Annotated in this window: 11 protein-coding genes; 4 read left to right on the top strand and 7 right to left on the bottom strand. The window is 58.2% G+C overall.

The annotated features are described in order from the left end of the window. The first annotated feature begins 316 nt into the window (after positions 1-316). Entirely contained in the window at positions 317-2,989 is a 2,673-nt protein-coding gene (locus OHL23_RS10025) for a glycoside hydrolase family 2 protein (RefSeq protein ID WP_263351644.1), read from the top strand. A gap of 95 nt (positions 2,990-3,084) precedes the next feature. On the opposite strand, the gene OHL23_RS10020 is transcribed toward OHL23_RS10025, so the two are convergent. Further along, positions 3,085-6,699 carry a TonB-dependent receptor gene (locus OHL23_RS10020; RefSeq protein WP_263351643.1) on the bottom strand — a complete coding sequence of 1,205 codons (3,615 nt, stop codon included), beginning with the start codon at positions 6,697-6,699 and terminating at the stop codon, positions 3,085-3,087. A gap of 368 nt (positions 6,700-7,067) precedes the next feature. On the opposite strand from OHL23_RS10020, the gene OHL23_RS10015 reads away from it, so the two are divergent. Together OHL23_RS10015 and OHL23_RS10010 are read left to right on the top strand one after the other, a co-directional pair. Further along, the gene (locus OHL23_RS10015; RefSeq protein WP_263351642.1) at positions 7,068-8,294 is read left to right on the top strand and encodes a hypothetical protein; all 1,227 of its coding nucleotides are present in this window, start codon (positions 7,068-7,070) and stop codon (positions 8,292-8,294) included. Then, complete coding sequence (locus OHL23_RS10010) at positions 8,294-9,634, top strand: MFS transporter (protein ID WP_263351641.1); 1,341 nt, start codon at positions 8,294-8,296, stop codon at positions 9,632-9,634. The genes OHL23_RS10015 and OHL23_RS10010 overlap by 1 nt, the downstream gene beginning before the upstream one ends. On the opposite strand, the gene OHL23_RS10005 is transcribed toward OHL23_RS10010, so the two are convergent. Continuing rightward, positions 9,618-12,320: a bifunctional YncE family protein/alkaline phosphatase family protein gene (locus OHL23_RS10005; RefSeq protein ID WP_263351640.1), complete on the bottom strand. Its 2,703-nt coding sequence runs from the start codon at positions 12,318-12,320 to the stop codon at positions 9,618-9,620. The two genes, OHL23_RS10010 and OHL23_RS10005, sit on opposite strands and share 17 nt — an antisense overlap. A 200-nt stretch (positions 12,321-12,520) precedes the next feature. Between OHL23_RS10005 and OHL23_RS10000 the strand changes: the two genes are divergently transcribed. Next, a complete protein-coding gene (locus tag OHL23_RS10000; protein ID WP_263351639.1) occupies positions 12,521-13,996 on the top strand; it encodes an ATP-binding protein in 1,476 nt (491 codons plus the stop codon). Here the strand turns inward: OHL23_RS10000 and solA are convergent. The 5 genes from solA to OHL23_RS09975 are packed head-to-tail and all read right to left on the bottom strand — an operon-like array spanning position 13,993 to position 19,250. Beyond that, the gene (gene solA / locus OHL23_RS09995) at positions 13,993-15,135 is read right to left on the bottom strand and encodes an N-methyl-L-tryptophan oxidase (protein WP_263351638.1); all 1,143 of its coding nucleotides are present in this window, start codon (positions 15,133-15,135) and stop codon (positions 13,993-13,995) included. The two genes, OHL23_RS10000 and solA, sit on opposite strands and share 4 nt — an antisense overlap. A gap of 43 nt (positions 15,136-15,178) precedes the next feature. Next, the gene (gene larB, locus OHL23_RS09990; RefSeq protein WP_263351636.1) at positions 15,179-15,937 is read right to left on the bottom strand and encodes a nickel pincer cofactor biosynthesis protein LarB; all 759 of its coding nucleotides are present in this window, start codon (positions 15,935-15,937) and stop codon (positions 15,179-15,181) included. Beyond that, positions 15,934-17,292 carry a nickel pincer cofactor biosynthesis protein LarC gene (larC, locus tag OHL23_RS09985; protein WP_263351635.1) on the bottom strand — a complete coding sequence of 453 codons (1,359 nt, stop codon included), beginning with the start codon at positions 17,290-17,292 and terminating at the stop codon, positions 15,934-15,936. Before larC ends, larB begins: the two co-directional genes overlap by 4 nt. Then, positions 17,289-18,173: an ATP-dependent sacrificial sulfur transferase LarE gene (gene larE, locus OHL23_RS09980; protein ID WP_263351634.1), complete on the bottom strand. Its 885-nt coding sequence runs from the start codon at positions 18,171-18,173 to the stop codon at positions 17,289-17,291. Before larE ends, larC begins: the two co-directional genes overlap by 4 nt. Before the next feature lie 6 nt (positions 18,174-18,179). Further along, entirely contained in the window at positions 18,180-19,250 is a 1,071-nt protein-coding gene (locus OHL23_RS09975; protein ID WP_263351632.1) for an aldo/keto reductase, read from the bottom strand. Positions 19,251-19,289 lie beyond the last annotated feature (39 nt).

Here is a 19,289-nt window from a genome sequence, read left to right as displayed (position 1 = left end):
TCACGAACTATAGGTCTGATACTTTTGCATGTCAAGGCAAAAATAAGCTTCAGCCGTCATTGTCAACTCCGGCCGATCGCGGACACACCCCGGCGGGGGGAGGGCGAACCGGAAAATCCCGCTTGACAGAGCCGGGGAGACACGTTCATATTGCGATATTCAAGCGATTGAATACTGCTGTTAGGAACTCTGCCTCGATCGATCATTCCGGAGGCGTTGTTCTATGTGCTTCTTTGATTAGCGGACTGAGCCTATTTCGAACACGATCTTTCCACAGCATCTTGCTAGCAACTCCTTATTGGGAAGGAATTTTAGAATGGTCCTGAATCGCAGAAAGATTTTGCTCTCGCTGGCCGCTTTGCTGGCGCTGCCCTCTGTTCTCAACGCCGGAACGGTGACGCCTCTGCGCGAAGACTGGCGTTTGCAATCGGCCTGCAAGCTTCAGGCGGACGGAGCCACAATTACCGCTCCAGGACTCTCGACCGAGGGCTGGCTGAAGACCGCCGTGCCCAGCACCGTCGTAGCTGCCCAGGCTGCGGCCGGAGCAATTCCCGATCCCTATTACGGCAACAATTTGCGGAATCTTCCCGGCGTGAGCTATCCGATTGGCCATAATTTTTCCAATCTGCCTATGCCCGATGACAGTCCCTACCGCTGCGGCTGGTGGTATCGCACCGAGTTCTCCACTCCCGCAAATGCTGGGAAATCCGAGCGCTTTGGGCTGCACTTTGGCGGCATCAACTATCGCGCTGATGTATGGCTCAATGGCCAGAAGATCGCCGACACAACCAAGGTCGCCGGAGCCTACCGCACCTACGATTTTGACGTAACCGATCTCCTCAAGCCCGGCCAGAAAAACGTGCTCGCGGTCGAGACCTTCGCCCCAACCGAAAAGGACCTCGGTATCAACTGGGTCGACTGGAATCCCTGCCCACCGGACAAGGATATGGGGCTCTGGGGCGCAGTCGATCTCGTCACCACCGGAGCAGTCACCGTGCGTTCGCCGATGGCAGTCACCCACTTTCCCGACGACAGTCTCAATACCGCCGAAGTGACCGTATACGCCGAGCTGCACAACGCCGCCGATCATCCCGTCAAGGGCCAGGTCGCCGGCTCCGCTGCCGGGGTCCGCTTCGAGCAACCAGTCGAACTCTCGCCGCATGAAGACCGGACAGTGGTCTTCACCGCAAAAGACTTTCCGCAACTGCGCATTCACGATCCCAAACTCTGGTGGCCCTACCAGATGGGCAAGCCAAACCTCGAACGGCTGTCCGTCAGTTTTGCCATCGAAGGGAAGGTTACCGACGAACAAAGCGTCGAGTTCGGCATCCGCGAGATTACCTCTGAACTCACCTCCAACGGAAGCCGCCTCTTCCGCGTCAACGGCAAGCCAATTCTGATTCGCGGCGCTGGCTGGTCGCAGGATATGCTCCTGCGTTCCGATGAAAGCCGTCTCCGCGACCAGTTCCATCTCGTTCGAGACATGAACCTCAACACCATCCGGCTCGAAGGTAAGCTCGAAACGGAGGATTTCTTCCATCTGGCCGATCAGCAAGGCATTCTCGTCATGCTCGGGTGGTGCTGCTGCGACCAATGGGAGCACTGGAAAGACTGGACTCCGGAAAATCTGACCGTAGCCACGGCATCCTTGCGCGCACAACTTCTGCGTCTGCGCCAGCACCCGAGCCTGCTCGTCTGGTTGAACGGCAGCGACAATCCGCCGCCTCCCAATGTCGAACGCGCTTATCTGCAAGTGGAATCCGAAACCCACTGGCCCAATCCCGTGATTTCTTCAGCCTCGGGTACGCCCACCAGCGTAACCGGGTCCAGCGGCGTCAAAATGTCCGGCCCATACGACTACGTCGCCCCCAGCTACTGGTACGTCGACCAGCACAACGGCGGCGCCTTCGGATTCAACACCGAAACCAGCCCCGGACCAGCGATTCCCTCCCTCGCCAGCCGCGAAAAATTCCTGCCCGATGCACAGGCATGGCCGCCATCCACTACATGGAGTCTTCACTACGGCGGCGGAGAGTTCGTCAACCTCAAGGCCTTCAATGACTCAATGGATGCGGTATACGCAACACCGCAATCCGCCGCTGAATACGAGCGCATAGCGCAAACCATGGAGTACGATTCCGAGCGCGCCATGTTCGAGGCCTATAGCAAGAATAAGTACACATCCACCGGTGTCATTCAATGGATGCTGAACAACGCGTGGCCCTCCATGATCTGGCACCTGTACGACTATTACCTCGACGCCGGAGCCGGCTACTTTGCAACGAAAAAGGCATGTGAGCCGCTGCACATTCAATACTCCTACGACGACGCTTCGATCGTGGTAGTCAACAGCACATATGTGGCCGCTGCCGGTCTCCACGCCAGCGTACATGTGCACAACCTTGCATGGAAGGAGTTGTTCAGCTCCGAGGCCACTCTCGAATCGTCCGCTGACAGTTCCCAGCGCGTCTTTTCGATTCCGGAAGCTCTCTATACAAGCCCGGAACGAATCTTTTTCATCGACCTCACCTTGACCGACGCTTCTGGCCACCTCCTGAGCCGTAACTTCTATTGGGTACCCGGCACGCTCACCACCTTCGATTGGCCAAAAACGGACTACACGCACACACCCGCCGCCCGCCACGAAGACCTGACCGCGCTCATGACGCTGCCCGCAACCAAAGTGAATGCTACCGCAGAGATAGAAACCACCCCGCGCGGCCGCGAATTGCACCTGCACCTCGATAACTCATCCGCTGCGCTCGCCTTCCAGCTACACGGAGCTATCCGCACCGAGTCCGGCGGCCTGATCGCGCCAATCTTCTGGTCTGACAACTGGATTGAACTGACTCCGGGAGAGTCGCGCACGCTGACTGCACTGCTTCCCGATAGCGTGTCCGTCCAGCCGGTTGTACAGCTCGAAGGCTGGAACATCGCACCGCAAACGATCACGCCGAGCTCCACAACCGTGAAATCTACCGGCAACTGAATCGAAACCACAGTCGAGACGCTCCTTCAGTCATTAAAAAAATGGCGTGGACCCCAAAGGGTCCACGCCAGACAGAGAGGTAGTTCGGCAGTCTGTTAGAACTCTAGACGCATTGACACCTGGCCGACGCGCGGTGCGAGCCCCTTTGTCAACGTGCCGAAGCTCGTCGAACTTAGATCGAGGTTCATCGAGCTTTCGTCCAGGTTGATGTGATTGAGCACGTTGGTAAACGTACCCTCGGCACGCAGCTTGAGGCCTTCCGTGATGCTGAAAGTCTTCACCAGGCCGGTGTTCAGGTTGATGTAGCTGGGGCCAACAATCGATCCCACCTGCGAGTTGCCAAAGCGGCCAATCGGAAGCGGATTCGGGCTGAGAGCATTGCCGTTTTGATCATATCCAGCGCCGGTCGTGCAGGCAGTACCGGGAGTCCATGAGGGCATTCCGGGGCAGGCAAAAGCGCCGGAATTGATCCAGTTGTTACGATTCTGGCCGGAGGGCTTCCAGCCTACCCCAGCAACGTTATCAGCATGCTGCGCACGTCCCGTAGGGGTCCATCCGGCAAGGCTCGAACTGAGACCAGAACCCGTACCTGAAGGATCACCCTCGCCGCCCGCAAAGTAAGGTGTGAGGAACGCGCCGCTCTGCCATGTGAAGATGTTGCTCAAGCGCCAGCCGCCAACCACTGCGTCCAGAGCCCTGGGCATATTTGCGCCAAACTGCTTTCCGCGACCGAAAGGCAGATCATAGAGAGCAGTCGTGTTCCACAGCAGACGGCGAGTCCCCACCACGTTGCCGAAGTCCGCGCCGCGATCCAAGATCGAGGTCGAGCGCTGACCGCCGCTCTCTCCCGCGAAGCTGGTGCTGCTTGGTCCCTGATTGTCAGCCAGTGCCTTGGCCCATGTGAATGCGGTGTCAAACTGCAGTCCGTGCTGCAGGCGATGGCTTGCATCCAGTTGCAGTGAGTTGTAGCTGGCATTCGCGCCGGTGTCCCGAGTATTGATGACACCCCAGTTGGGGAACAGACGCGCGCTGTTGGGTTGGTTGTACGCAGAAACCGTCGACGAGAAGGGCAAAGAGTTTTCATCCGGAGCCCAGACCAGGTCGTGCGTTTCAGCGCCGATGTAGGAGACACGTGCTGCAAATCCCCCACCGAAGTCATGGTCGATACTGGCCGTCCACTGCTCCGTGTAAGGATCTTTCCAGATGGTGCTGTTAGCCGTTCCAAAGTAGTCCTGGCCATAGCAGGTAGTGCAACCGCCGTTACCGGCACCGGCGTAGATGTTCGGCCACTGGTAGCCAATCGTGTGCGTATTGGAGTTGTACGTGTTCACGTATTGCGTCGTCTGGGCCTGCAACGTACCCGTAAGCGAGTAGAAATTCGATCCCAGCATAGTGATGTTGTAGATGCCGTAGCCGCCGCGAAAGACCGTCTTGTCGCTGTTGAACGGGCGATATGCGATACCGAAGCGCGGCATGAAGCGCAGGTGTGGAACCTTCTTCAAACCAGACGGAAACCCAGCCGCGCTATTCGTGAGAACAGGCATACAGGGCGCGCCGTTGACGATTGCGGAATTGGTGTTATGCACGCCATCAGCATCGCAGGCATTCGCGCTCTCCAGAAAGGACTGCGCCAGCAGGCTGGACTTGCCATCCGGATAGATCGCGCGTCCCGCGAGAGGAAGGCTAGGATCAAAGTTGCCGATGTCCCCGTGTGGATCGAAGTAGCCGGGGTGATATTCATAGCGAACGCCGTAGCTCACGGTCAACCTCGGCGAAGCCTTCCACTCATCCTGAGCATAGAAATGGTAGTGAATCGACTTGCCGTCGTTGTCCTGCTGCACCACGTCGTAAAACGTGTTGTTGGGAACACCGACCAGGAAGTCGGCAAAGTCAACGCCAGTGAACTCGCCTACCGCGTTACCTGTATTGGTGTAGCCGAAGGTTCCGTAGTTGTCCGATCCGTTGAAACCGAGTGGCGTAATGGCTTCCAGCGAGCGAATATCCGTGCCGAATCTGAAGTTGTGCTTGCCCTTCGTCCAGCTCACCGCGTCGGTATAGACGTAGGTTTTGGACTGGCTGAGCGAGGTAAGACGATCCGCATTCAGGCTGGAGAGATGGCCAAAATCCAATTCTGGAATTCCGTTGTAGAAGAGATTTTGTAGACCCACCAGTCCCAGGCCCTGCGTAAACGTCGTACCGTTAAAGGAATCGGATTTGCCCGTCTTCTGCAAGGTGAAGCCAAAGCGGAATTCGTTGATCAGGTTTGGCTTGATCGTCCAGTTGAAGCTGGTTGTCAGGCTGTTATTCTGATTCGTGTTCTGCGCGGAAGGCACATTCAGAGCCTCCGCCGAGTTGGCTGGGAAGTTCTTGTACGAATAGCGCCCCCACAGCAGGAACTTCTGGTTCGCGCCAAAGTACTTGTCCGGACGAATATCAAACTGATCCGAATGCTGGCTGTCGTCTTGGTTGACGTAGTAGTTTGGCGACTCACCGTCAACATACGAGGTGGTCGGAACAGATCCGCCGTTTGTCAGAGTCGCAACGTGGTTTGGATCAGGAAAGAACTGCAGGAACTGCTTCGAGGCTGAGTTGATTGCCGAAGAAGGCAGTGCATTTCCGTACGATCCACCCGAGAATGGGTTGCTCAGGCCCGTAAATCCGTTAGCCGTATAGTCAGTGAAGTCGCCCGTCTTCATCGCCGCCGTTGGCACGGTGTACTGGTTGGGAGCCTGTTGCGGAAAACGGTAGCCCTCATACCCGCCATAGATGAAGAACTTGTCATGTCCATCATAAAGGTGAGGAATCACTACCGGACCGGAAAACCGTGCGCCAAAGGTGTTCCCGACCTTGTGTGGCTTAGAGCCCGCGCCGAACTGAATTGCGTCAAAATCCTGATTCTGGGCATACCAGTAAGTCGACCCATGGAATTTGTTGGTGCCGCCCTTGCTGGTGATCGTAACCTCACCGGGCTGGCCGATCTCCGCATTGTTCAAAACGCCGTCTGCACGAATCTCAGCGATTGCATCGGTGGAAGGAAATGCATCTTGAATTGGAGAATTCCCAGTAGCGCTCTGCACCGTGATACCGTCTACTGCGACTTCCGTCTGGAAAGGCAACCCGCCCTGGAGCGAGTACGTAGCTGAACTGCCCGAGCCGTCCGTCTGGACGCCCGGCAGTGTGCCGATCAGGCTCAGACCGCTGGTGCCATTCGAGCCGGCCCGCGAGTTGGTCGGCAGATTGATCGCGTCGTCCGCACTGTAAACGGCGTTGATCGAAGCCGAGTCCGTTTCGATCGCGCTGGCATTGTCACCGGAAACCTCAACCGTCTGTTGCACCCCGCCGACCGCCAGCGAGACGTCGATACGTAGTTGCTGGCGAACCGCAAGCTGCGCTCCGTTAATCTTCCAGTTTTCGAATCCAGGCGCCGCGACCTCGACATCATAATGAGCGGCTACAGCGTCCAGGAACTGGTAATCTCCGCTGCCACTGGTCGTGGTGGTACGTACGACGCCTGCGTCGGTATTCGTCAAGGTCACAAGAGCACCCTGGATGACTGCTCCCTTGGCGTCCTTGACTGTGCCAAGAATGGATCCCTGCGTGGACTGCGTCCAGCCGATCGCGCCTCCCAGCGCAATCGCAACCACAATAGTGAGCAATCGGATTGCCCAGCACATGCGGTTTAGCGGAGATGGATGGATGGCTTCTTGCATCGGTGCTGCCTCCTGAGATGAAAAAAAAAACAATCGGGTTATTGGTTGTCTTTGCTACCGCGGCAATCGAAAACAGAAACTCTGCCGAAAAAGAGAAGTTTGCTGGGGAAAGCGAAATCCTTAGAGACACGTTCAAAAAACTGAAAACGTAGCTTCATCTAAGAGCACTTTCACGGCAAATTGCAGGTTCTTAACGGTTCAGCATCAGACACTTTTGTTGATATATAAGGACTTACCATCTCACAATTCGCGTGATGTTCATGCCCCTGTTAAAGTCATTGATCGATTCCTGACGTAATTCAAGGCGCTTTCACAGAGTTTCGCTATGCTAATCCATAGATTTTGATCCAACTCCAAGGAGACTCGCATTGGCTGCCTCCCCTCCGCTCCCCAAGAGTTTCGAGGATGCTGCGCGCCACCACGTCGCCGTCGAAGCGGAATTAGAGAGGATATGCGGAAGCGCACACTTCCGTACCAGTAAGCGATCCTGCGAGTTCCTGCGGTACATCGTCCGAGTCACCCTTGACGGTCGAATGGACTCGTTGAAAGAGCGAACCATCGGGATCGATTTGTTCGGTCGCGATACTTCCTACGAACCTAGCTCCGACGCCTCTGTCCGCGTTCGCGCCAACGAAGTTCGCAAGCGGCTGACATCCTATTACGCCTCATCGGTTGCTGCCGCCGAGACTTGCTCTCTCAAAATACAGTTGCCGACCGGGAGCTACGTTCCGCGTTTCACTCCGGTCGAAGCCAATACCGTCTCGTTAGTCTTGCAGGGGACGCTCCAGGGAAACTACATCACGGCGTCCCCGGCTGCACCAGTTTCGTTAGACCTTCCGTCGGCGCCAGCCTCACCCTTCGCAGTTCTGCCGCAGCATCCCATCGGCTCAGTCGTCCCGCCAGTGCAGGCGCTGACATTGATGCGTCCGGCGCTGTTTGCCTTGCTCGTTTGCGCGTTGCTCCTTCGCCACCAAATGGAGAACCGCGAAGAATACCTGCGCTTCTGGGATCGGCTTCTGTCAGGACGGAGCGCGATGGTCCTTTCGGTCTCGCCGCAAGACAGGGTCAGTCTTGCCTCCAGCCTTTATCCCCTGGTTTGGGTGGCAGGCCGCTACGGCGTAGACGCAACAATGCAGGAGGATTCACTCACCGACGCCAAGCCGGACGCTACCTCGTCGGTTCGAGTCAGCTACGCCACCCCACGCGAAGTCATTGCCGACCGTCGCCTACGATGGACTCTCACCATTCCTGCGGTCCGGAATCCGGACGCCTCTTCCAGTCTGCCCAAGGCTTCTGCACAACTTCCAGCGCAACTTTTGGACGGGCACCCTTCAGGCACATCGGTATCTGCGATGTCCGTATCTTCAGCCGCCTTGCTCACCATACTTTCCGAAGATGCTTCCACCCTGCGCATTCAGGGTACGGACGCGGACGCCATCCGGCGATTGCTCGAAGAGCTGACTGTCGAGCGAAACTTCCCCTCCGGCCTGGTCGAACAAGTCGAGCACCTTGACGGCCGCCACGGTGTGCAGGTCTTGGTCTACCGCGACACCGCCGGCGAATGGCGCCGCAACATCTCGTGGGGTGGTGCGTAATGCATCTATCGGACCAGGATTCCAAATCAGCTCGATATGGTCACTGGCGCTCAGCCGCCTTCACTTCGAGTTGGCTGTTATATGCCGGCTATTACCTGTGCCGCGAGAACATGCGGACCGTCCGCACTCTTCCCGGCGCGCCACCGGCTCAGGATGACCTGACCGGGCTGCTCTTCAACTTCGCACTCGCCTATGTCGTTGGCCATCTCGTTTCGGGCACACTGGCCGACTTGCCGCGTTTCTGGGCCGGGCCTCGCAAAACCGCGCTCACCGGCGGACTCGTCTCGGCCATCGCAACCGCAGCCATGCTCTTCGCCCAAGCGCCACACGCAATGCTCGCGCTCCAGTTGCTCAACGGCTTTGCGCAAGGGCTCGGCTTCCCCGCACTTTGCCGTATGCTGGCCGTCTGGTTCAGCCGCGCCGAACGACCTAATGTCCTCGCCTGGTGGAGCGCCAGCTACTCGCTCGGAGGAGTCCTCGCCGCCAGCCTCACCCTGTGGTGCGCGACGACCCAGCTCATTATGCCGTCCTGGGGATGGCAGCGATGTTTCATCTTCCCGCCCATTCTGCTGGCCTTGATCTCTGCCTACTTCTTTTTCACCACAAGAGACGAACCTGCGGACGCCGGTCTTGAGCCCATCAGCCCACCCGAGGAAGACTTAGCAGTTTTCCGGAATCCTCGTACAGCCGGGATTTGGTCCGGCTGGTGGGCCGTACTATCCAACGGCCACATCCGCACAATCGCGGCCATGTACTTCTTTCTCAAGATGACGCGGTATGCGCTCCTTTTCTGGCTGCCTCTTTACCTTGTACAAACCACGCACCTGTCCAGAAATCGAGCCGCTTCCACGGCCGCGCTCTTTGAGTTCTTCGGCTTCGCTGGAGCCCTGCTCGCCGTGCATCTTTCCATTCAATACTTCAAGTCGCGGCGTTATCCCGTAGCCGCGATCATGCTCTTTGGGCTTGGTTTTCTGGCTCTCATCCAGCCACTCATCACGGCCATGGGCTGGTGGGTCTCGGCCATCAGCGTAGCTGCAATGGGCCTGCTGGTCTACGCCGTGGACGCGCTGATGGTCTCGGTGGCTGTGCTTGAAAGCGTCCCGCTCGCCTGTTCCGCCCGAGCCATCGCGGCAGTTAACGGAGCGGGCTCCGTGGGCCAGATGCTCTCGCCACTCCTGGTCACTTCGTTCGCCCGCCACTACGGCTGGGACAATCTCTTCAACCTCTTCCTGATCACATCCTTGATAGCCGCCGCCATCGTCGCTCCTCGCTGGAACGACGATGCGCGAGAACTCGCTCCTGCCACCGTTCCGGATTCTGCGCTTAATCCACTGCCGTAGGCCTGCTTAGACTGGACTTACTCTTTTCCATCTGCTTTTGAATCTCCGGCGCGTCATCCATATCCCTCAGGGCAGCGGCCTCCACTTTGGTCTTGGGCTTGGCGGGTTTCGCTTTTGTCGCGTCAAAGACCTTCGGATCGCTGGGCTGGAAGGTAAACGGTTCGAGATTTGGCGATGCAGCGAAAACGCCGATAAAATCCCCAGCCAGCGCATCTTCCAGGTTCAGCGCTCCAACCCCCAGCAATTCGTTGATCGTCCGTGTAATGCTGCCCATGCTGGAGTGCTGATGGCTCACCGCTCCAGGCGTAGCCCAAGGACTGGCAATCGCCAGAATGCTGCGGTGGGCGTCTACATGGTCCACGCCGCCCTGCGCGTCATCTTCCGTGACAAAGAGTGCCGAGTCTTTCCAGATGCTGGTCTTCGACAGGTAATCCACAATGCGGCCAAGGGCAAGATCGTTATCCGCTACATATGACGCCCGATACGGGTAGCCGTCTCCAGGTCGCGGATCGGCCGTGTGGTCATTCGGCAGCCGAATCACGATCAGCCCCGGAATCTTGTTTTGGGCGAGTCTCCGGCTGAAGTCACGCTTGAACTCCTCCACACGGAGCTGGTCCGGAATTCCAACGTTGAAGGTAGGAAAGCTGCGGTCGGTTGATTCAAAAATTGGCTTCGGCACCGGAGCATTGAGAAAGAGTCTCTGGCCCTCCGGCGCAGCCCCAGCCATCTCATCATTGCCCTCGACTTCCAAGCCCTCCCCATAGTTCAGAATCCCCCGCCCCGAATCAGCGATATGTTCCCACAGCGATCCAAATTGTGGTTCATCCTCCGGCATAGGCGCATCGGCTCCGCCAAAGAGCGCGCGACGGCCGGGCTGCGGCGCGCCAGCATCGGCACTCCGTCGTCCGCCGTAGCCGCTCGACCAGGCCGTATTGAAAAAGGGCGTGGGATTAATCCCGACCACCCAGCGGTGTCCGTCCGCCGAAACATCCGAGTCGACATAGAAGTTATCGCTGATCGCGTATCGCTGAGCAATGGCATGCAGATTTGGCGTCACCTTGAGATGGTCCGCTTCAATCTTCGTCTGGTGCCGCTCTTCGGCCCAGCCGTCAAGCCCATACCGGGCCAGCGCCGGATCTCCATTGGCATTCACGATGTCCCCAAGCACCTCGTCATACGTCCGATTCTCACGAATCACGAGAAAGCAGTGCTTAAGCCGAGGCAGCTCTGGCCGCTTGGCGATCGCATAGGTATTGTTTGCCAGAACCTCACCGGTAAGAGTCTGCGCATCGGGCAAACTTGCCAGATTCACCACCGTCAGGCTGCCGTATTCCAGCGAGCCTACATACGTTGGGGAGCTCTCTGCGTGAAGTTTGCCGGCGTTAGGTCCTGCGCCCTTGCCCTTGGTGTTAACAATGTAAAGTGTCTTGCCTCCGGGCGAAAGAGCCACCGCGCTGGGATTCCATCCCGCCGGAATGTGTTCCAGAACCCGCATCGTGCTCGCATCCAAAACCGCAACGGCGTCGATGCCCGACTCCGCAACGTAAAGCCGCCCATCCCCGAGCGCGAGGCCGCTCGGCATCACGCCCCGAAGCGGGCGTCCTTGCGCATCCTCAAATCGCCTTCCGGTAAACGGAGACAAGGGCGTCTCCGCCAGCACCTTCGAGCCATCCGCGCTGACCTTTGCGACGGAATCCTGATGCGCCAGCGAGACATACACCGCGTTGCCATCCGCAACCACTCCCGTCGGCGCGCTCCCACCAACATCGCCGTTGCGCGCCTCACTGATACGGTCGCCAAGATGAAGCTTCGCAGACAGTGTTGGGCGTTGCACGTCGTGAATGTCATACGTCCAGAGCGAACTGCCTCGATCGGAATTTTCATCGCCCAACCCGGGAATCTTGCGGCCGTCAAGCGTCACTCCCTCGCGAGCTTCTTTTGAGGGATAGCCGAACGGCGGAAATTTCAACCCGGTTCCGAGCGCGTCTTCGCGCTTCGCTCCCGGAATCGCCGTGTACTCAAACAACCCAATGTTAGTCACGTAAAGCCGGTTGCCGTCGGGAGAAAGAGTCAGCCCGAATGGATACGCGCCAGTCGGAATCGAAGCGATGACCTGGCTCTGAGCCACATCGATCACCACGACACGCCAGTTGCCCTGATCTAGCGCAAAGAGCGTGCGTCCGTCGCCGGAGACAAGCACAGAAGCGGCAAAACTGCCGGTAAAATCGGTCCCGCCAACCTTGGCATCCAGTGGAATCTGACCTGCCTGCCGCCAGTCCGCGGTCGAATACAGCGCAATCTTGCCCGAGTTCCCCGTCGCCACATAGAGCGTCCGGCCATCGGTCGAGTAGGCAAGACCGGCATGCGTCTCGATCGCCGGGTCGTTATTCTCACCAGAAGGCCTCCTGCGCACCGCCGGCGTATCTCCATCCGGATGCTCGATCACATTGAGCGCAAAAGGAAAGCCAATCGACGGCACCGCAGCCTGCGAACCATTCGGCTTGAGCGCAATTGCGAACGGATACGGAGCCAGCGGAATCCAGTTGCCGGCCGGACGGATTTGACGCCCGTTGGGAAGAATCGCGCTGAGTCCCACTCCGGCAGCTTGCTGGCCAGGTACGAAGGATGGAGCGCAAGCGAGGGTAACAGAGCAAAGGGCGGTAACCAGGACTTGTCTATAAGTCATATTCACCAGAATGCACGACAAATGTGAATTAGCGAAGAAAGCCCGAGCACGTCCGCAAATTCACATTCCTATTCGCGAAGGACTTGGCCATCTAAGTCAAGCCCTCAGCTTGCGCGACGCATCCCAGCAATTACACTGAACGAACAAAGCAGCGATCAATCAGGCTACGCCGGGAGGGCGCCATCAAAACAAGATTGCGGTTGGGGGATCTGCTGATCCAGGCGAAGCTAGTCACGCCAGAGCAAGTAGCCTACGCCCTCGAAGTTCAAACAGAACGCGGCGGCCGCCTCGGCGATCATCTCGTCGCCACCGGAGCCATCTCCCAGCAGGCGCTTGAGACTTTTCTCCACCGCATTCCCGCCGAGCCGGCAAACATTGCCGCCACAAAAATCGAAGCGACTGACCTCCTCAGCCTGTTGATGAAGCAGATCTACGTCGGCCATCTGGGAACCATGCGTCAGTTCATCGACGTCATCAAGCTCCCGTATCACATCGTCCACGACCTGGTGCAAATGGCCACCGACCGGCAACTGCTCCACGCGCTCGGCTCGCGTGAATCCGCGAACCCGCTCGACATGAGCTACGCGCTTACCGAGGTGGGCAAACGCTGGGTTCTCGATGCTCTCGAACGGCTGCGCTACGCGGGACCCGCGCCCGTGACCATCGAAGAGTTCAACCTCCAGGTCAACCTGCAGAAGATCACGAACGAAGTCATCACCTACGAGCGCATTCGTAAAGCCATGGGCGACCTCACCTTTGACGACAAAATCGTCGAACAAAGCGGGCCGGCCTTGAACTCCGGCCGCGCCATGCTCCTCTACGGTCCGCCCGGCAACGGCAAGACATCCGTTGCACTCAGCTTTGCCAGCGTCTTCAACGACGTCATCTACGTGCCCTACGCGGTGGTCGTCGAAGGCCAGATCATGCGCGTCTACGACCCAAGCGTCCATCTTCCGCTCGTCACCACATCCGAAAGCCGCGAAAACTTCCTCTCTTTCGTTCGAAACGAAGAATATGACGCCCGCTGGGTTCCCTGCCGCCGCCCATTTGTCGTCACCGGCGGCGAACTGACGCTGGAGATGCTCGATCTCCGCTACGACACCTCGTCCAATTTCTACGAAGCCCCATTGCACGTCAAGGCGTTGGGGGGCTGTTTCCTGATCGACGACTTCGGCCGCCAGATGGTCACTCCAACCATCCTGCTCAACCGCTGGATCGTGCCATTGGAAAGCCGCGTCGACTACCTGAAGCTGCACACCGGCAAGAGCTTCGTCATCCCTTTCGAAGAGATGGTGATCTTCTCCACCAACCTCGAACCCGAAGACCTGATGGACCCTGCCTTCCTGCGCCGTTTGCCCTATAAAATCGAGGTCGGCGGACCATCGCTGGAGCTATACCGTCGCATCTTCGAGAAAGAATGCGAGCGCCAGGGAATAACCCTCCCTGACGAGATATTCCACATCATCGTGCACAAGCTCATCCATGAAAAAGGCCTGGAGCTCGCCGCATTTCAGCCCAGATTCATCGTCGATCAGGTAGTTGCAACCTGCCGGTTCATGAACCAACCGCCGCATTTCGAACCGCGCTTTGTCGACTACGCGCTGGACAATCTAAGAGTGCGGCGAAACTCGCCAACGAAGCCATCCGCACCGTCTTCCGATGCATCAGCCCACTAGCTGAACCGCGTCACTGGAACGTGTCCGCGATTCAACCGGAAGAGTTCCAGATCCATCCTCGGCTTTTCCTCAATGAGGTTGGCAGCTATCTCCCCATAAACCGGCGCATACTTGAACCCATGACCCGAGCAGCAACTGAAGACCAGAACATTCGCATGTTCCGGATGCCGGTCGATGAGAAAGTGATGATCTTCGGTCAGCGTATAAATGCAAGGCTTCATCTCGCAGGGTTGCTCGTCGAAACCGGCTAGATACTCCCTGACGCAACCGGAAAGCAACGCCGCGTCCGTCAAATCCGGCAAGATCGGCTCCAGATTCGGATCGATCCGCTGGCGCAGGTGCTTATCGTGTCCAATCTTTACCCTGCCATCGGGCGTAGGCATCCCATACCAGCCCCCGCCTGCATCCAGACAGAAGATTGGAAAGCTGCTACCTGTCATTTCCTCGGCAATTCGAGGTTGAAACCACGCAAGCACTCGCCGCTCGGTCGAAAGCTCAAGGTGCAACTCCGGCATCAGCTTTGGCAGCCAGCTCCCCGCCGCAACCACCAGAAAATCGCAAGTCAGCGTCTCGTCCTGCGTGCGAATTCGCACTCCATTCGCCGCGTATTCAATCCGCAGCACAGCCGTGCCATGCATCAGCCTCGCGCCGGCGTCGCGAGCCATTTTATGCAGAAAACTACGCGTAGCATCAGGCCTGACAAACCCGCTCAACCGCTGATACACCACGCGCCAATCCGAAGGCAATCGAAAGTGAGGATGCCTTCGATTGAACGCGCCCCCATCCAGCAACTCGAAGGGCTGGCCATATCGTTCGCACAGCTCTTCTGCTGCCTTAACCAGCCTGCTCTCTGGCGGCCCCGCGTCGATACCGCCGCACTCCACAAGCAAGCTCTCGCCGGCCAGGCGATTCCACGCATTCCAGCCATGAAAACTGGCCGTCGCCATCTCTACATAGACCGCGCCCTCATGCGGCACGCGGCGAAAGATCCGCGTATCGCCATGGGACGAACCGCGCTCATGCAGCGGCGAAAACTGCTCAATGCCTGTCACTCGCAATCCCCGCCGCGCAAGCGTCGCAGCAATGCTGCTGCCGGCCGCACCCAATCCGAGGACAATCACATGCGGTTGCACTGACATCAAAGTAGATCTTCTTTATCGACTCGGTTTTCAGGTGAGGCCATCACTTCACGCGGTCAACTCGATTAATCAGCGTCGCGACGTACGCCGCCCCAAATCCATTATCGATATTCACAACCGTAACATTCGGCGAGCACGAATTCAGCATCCCCAGCAGCGCAGCTACGCCCCCAAACGACGCGCCATACCCAACGCTCGTCGGCACCGCTATCACCGGCGCTCCAACCAAACCGCCCACCACCGAGGGTAGCGCGCCCTCCATTCCCGCGCACACAATCAGCACCGTAGCCTCCTGCAGCCGCATGTGTTGCGAAAGCAATCGGTGCAACCCGGCAACGCCGACATCCACCACCATGTCCACATCGTTGCCCATCAGCTCCGCGGTCACGCGAGCCTCTTCGGCCACTGGCAGATCGCTCGTTCCAGCGCAGACAATACCCACCCGGCCCGTACGCACCGGCAGCGCCTGCTGCTGAAGCGTGATGCATCCGGCAGCCTCATGAAAGACCGCTCGCGGCTCAACCAGCCGCACCGCGTCAAACTGGCCGCGGCTCGCGCGCGTCGCCAGAACATTCACTCCCGAAGCCGCGAGACTCGCAAAAATCCCCGCTACCTGTTCCGAGGTCTTGCCCTTGCTATAGATCACCTCGGGCATCCCCGTGCGCACGGAGCGGTGATGGTCCACCTTGGCAAATCCAAGGTCTTCAAAGGGGAGATTCTTCAACCGGTCGCACGCAGCATCCGGCGAAATCTCGCCGCCCTGCACCGCTTCCATCAACTCACGCAACTGGTCCCGGTTCACGCGGTCGCTTCCTTCAGCAGATACGCGGTCGCCGCCGCCTGCATCACCTGTTTCAAAGGCACGCCATGCTCCTCTGCAATCCGGCGGCAATCTTCAAACTCCGGCGCATAGTTCACAACCTCGCCATCCCCCAGCATCCCGATCTTGATCCTCACCGCGCCCCACTCCGTATCGACCGAAGCAAAGCTTCGCGACAAAACAATCTTCTGCTCTTCCCGGTAGCGAAGCCCAAGCGTCGTCGTCTCGGCAAAGACCATCTGTTGCAAAGCCCCAGCCTTGTCCGGCGAACAGAGAATCGTCAACTGCATCCCGGTACGCCCCTTCTTCATCTGAATGGGCGTCCGATACACATCCGCCGCGCCCGCAGCCAGCAGCCGGTCCGCAACATACGACAGCAGCTCCGGCGTGGCGTCATCAATCGTCGTCTCGATAATGCCAACGCGCTCCTCAATTCCTGCATGGCCTTGCTGCTGCGAGGCCGCCGGCACCGAAGCTTCTCCGATAACAAGCCTCAGAACATTCGGCTTGCCAGGCAGATCGCGAGATCCCGCGCCATATCCGGTTGCAAGCACCTTCATCGCCGGAAACTCCGAAGAAGTCACATCCAGCGCCCGCAGCAGCGCTGCTCCCGTAGGCGTGACCAGCTCCTTCTTGGGACCAGAAGAATAGACCGGTAGATCGCGCAGCAATTCAAGCGTCGCAGGCGCAGGAACCGGAAATGTCCCGTGCGCGCAATGCACATGGCCGCCGCCAACATTGAGCGGAGAACATATCCAGCGCTCTACGCCGCGTTCTGTGCTCAGCCAATGGCAACCGGCGGAGACAGCGGCGATATCCGCAATCGCATCCACAGCACCCACCTCGTGAAAGTGAATGCTCTCGACCGGCACGTTATGTATCTTCGCTTCCGCATGGCCAAGCAACAGAAAAGCTCGCAGCGCAGTCGCCTGCACCTCCACCGGCAAGGGTGAGTTGCGAATAATCTCCTGAATCGCCGGCAGAGAGCGCCCATGTACGTGAGCATGTTCATGAGGCGTGTCGTGCCCGTGATCATGATGATGATCATGCGCATGGCCATCCTCGTGCGAATGCGAATGATCGTGTCCATGCGAATGCCCATGGTCGTGGTGACCCGCGTGAGCCGTCTCCGCAATCTCGCCCTGCAGCGTGACGACATCCACTTTGGCCGAGTCAATCCCGCTGCGCTCCACCCGGCGCAGCTCTAGCCGAGCCTCAAGCCCAAGCCCGGAAACCGCATCCTGCAACACGGAGAACGGGACCCCGGCATCCACGAGCGCTGCCAGAAACATATCCCCGCTGATACCAGAGAAGCAATCCAGATAAGCTATTTTCAATTCACACCATCACTTGTAGTAGAAGGCTTTGCGCCAATCAACCCAATCTCCGAAATCGGCAGCAGCGCATTCATCGAACCCGATCGATAACCTTCGAGATCCAGGGTCACATATTTGTATCCCAGCCGCTTGAGCGCCGCGCTCGCCTGTTCAAACATCGCGAGCGAAAGCATTCGCGCCAGTTCTTCGCGAGCAATTTCAATCCGCACCAGTTCCCCATGATGTCGCACGCGAAACTGCCGGAATCCCATCGAAAACAGCACCTCTTCGCCTTTTTCAATGGATTCAAGCGTCTCCCGCGTCACCGGCAATCCATAAGCGATGCGCGAAGAAAGGCAAGCCGACGCCGGCTTGTCCCATACGCGCAGCCCAGCCTCGCGAGCCAACGTGCGTATCTCTTCCTTGGTGAGCCCAACCTCGGCCAACGGAGCAAGAACCTTGTGATTCGCCGCAGCCTTCTGTCCCGGTCGAAAATCTCCGCGGTCGTCCGCATTCATGCCATAAGCCACGGCCGTAAACTGCAACGGTCCGCCCGTTTCGGACATTACCTTGAATAGCTCATCCTTACAGTGAAAGCAGCGCGAGCTGTCATTGCGCACATACTCCACATCCTCCAGCTCATGCGTGTCAATCACCCGCAGCGGAATACCCTGGCTCTTGGCAAAATCCACGGCGTCCCGCAGATGCGCCCGCGACAGACTCGGAGAATCCGCGATCACCGCAAGCATCTCCGCGCCCAGCACCTGGTGCGCGGCATACGCCAGATACGCCGAGTCCGTTCCGCCAGAGTAGGCGACCATCAGCCGTCCCGCACTCCGCAGATTCGCGTACAGCGCCTGTTTTTTCGATTCGAGACTAGCTATCGCAACCTCATCCGGCATCCTGCGTTAACCCCTGCTCCGATCGGTAAAGCGGAAGAACAACGATTGCTTCGCGACCGGAGCCGCAAGCTCGTTGAGTGCCGCCATCTGCTTCTGCGAAAGCGGCGTAAACTCCCGCGCAATCTGCACATTCTCTTCGAGCTGTGCAATGTTGTCGCACCCGATAATCACCGTGCTCACCGGATGCGTCAGCGTGAAGTGCATCGCGTCGCGCATCTTCATCACCCCAGGACTGGTCGCAATCGCCGATCCCTCCCACGAGTGCTGCTGCTGCTCAAGCGACGGTGGAGTCCACGACGACAGCAGCCTTCCCCGCGCCGGAACCTTCATCCCGATAATGCCCATCTGCTTTTCCACCACCAGCGGCAGCAGTTGATCCGTAAAACTGTGAATATGCGCATCCGCAGCGTTCATAGCCATTAGAATCGTGTCGAAGGGGTAACGATTCACCGCATCCATCAGCGCCTCAGGCCGATAGTGCCCCGTCACACCGAGAAAGCGCACAACCTTCTGGTCGTGCATCTCAATCAGCGCTTCCATCGCGCCGCCCTTGGCAAAGATCGCGTCCACATCCTCCGGTAGACCCACATCATGCAACTGCCATAGATCCACATGATCCGTATTGAGCAGCTTCAGTGACTTTTCGATCATGCGCATCGAGCCATCGCGCGTCCGCTCCTTGGTCTTGGTCGCGACAAACGCCTCTTGACGCCGCGTCTTCATCACCTGGCCCACATACTGCTCACTCCAGCGCTCCGGGCCACCATAAATTGACGAAGTATCGAGGTAATTCACGCCGAGATCAAGCGCCCGCTCAATAATCGGCACCGCAATATCGAAATTATTAGCCCGTTCCAGCGCCGCCTGCCCGCCCAGGCTGAAAATACCAACTTTGTATCCGGTCTTGCCTAGGTTGCGGGTCGGCATCTCTGCCTGCGTCCGTGCGTTTACTGGCAAAGCAGGCAACGTCGTGACGGAAGCCCGCGCTGGCATGGCGCCGCTAGCAAGGATACCCGCGGCAACAGCGCCGCCTGTTTTGAGGAACTTGCGACGATCGGCGGAAGTAGGTTGTTTCACGAATTGAATCCTCCGGTTGAGGTGAGCGGCTACGCGACA

Source organism: Acidicapsa acidisoli (genome assembly GCF_025685625.1).
Classification (GTDB): Bacteria; Acidobacteriota; Terriglobia; order Terriglobales; family Acidobacteriaceae; genus Acidicapsa; species Acidicapsa acidisoli.
Note: the sequence above shows the minus strand (reverse complement) of the source record. Positions and strands in the feature narration are given on the sequence as shown.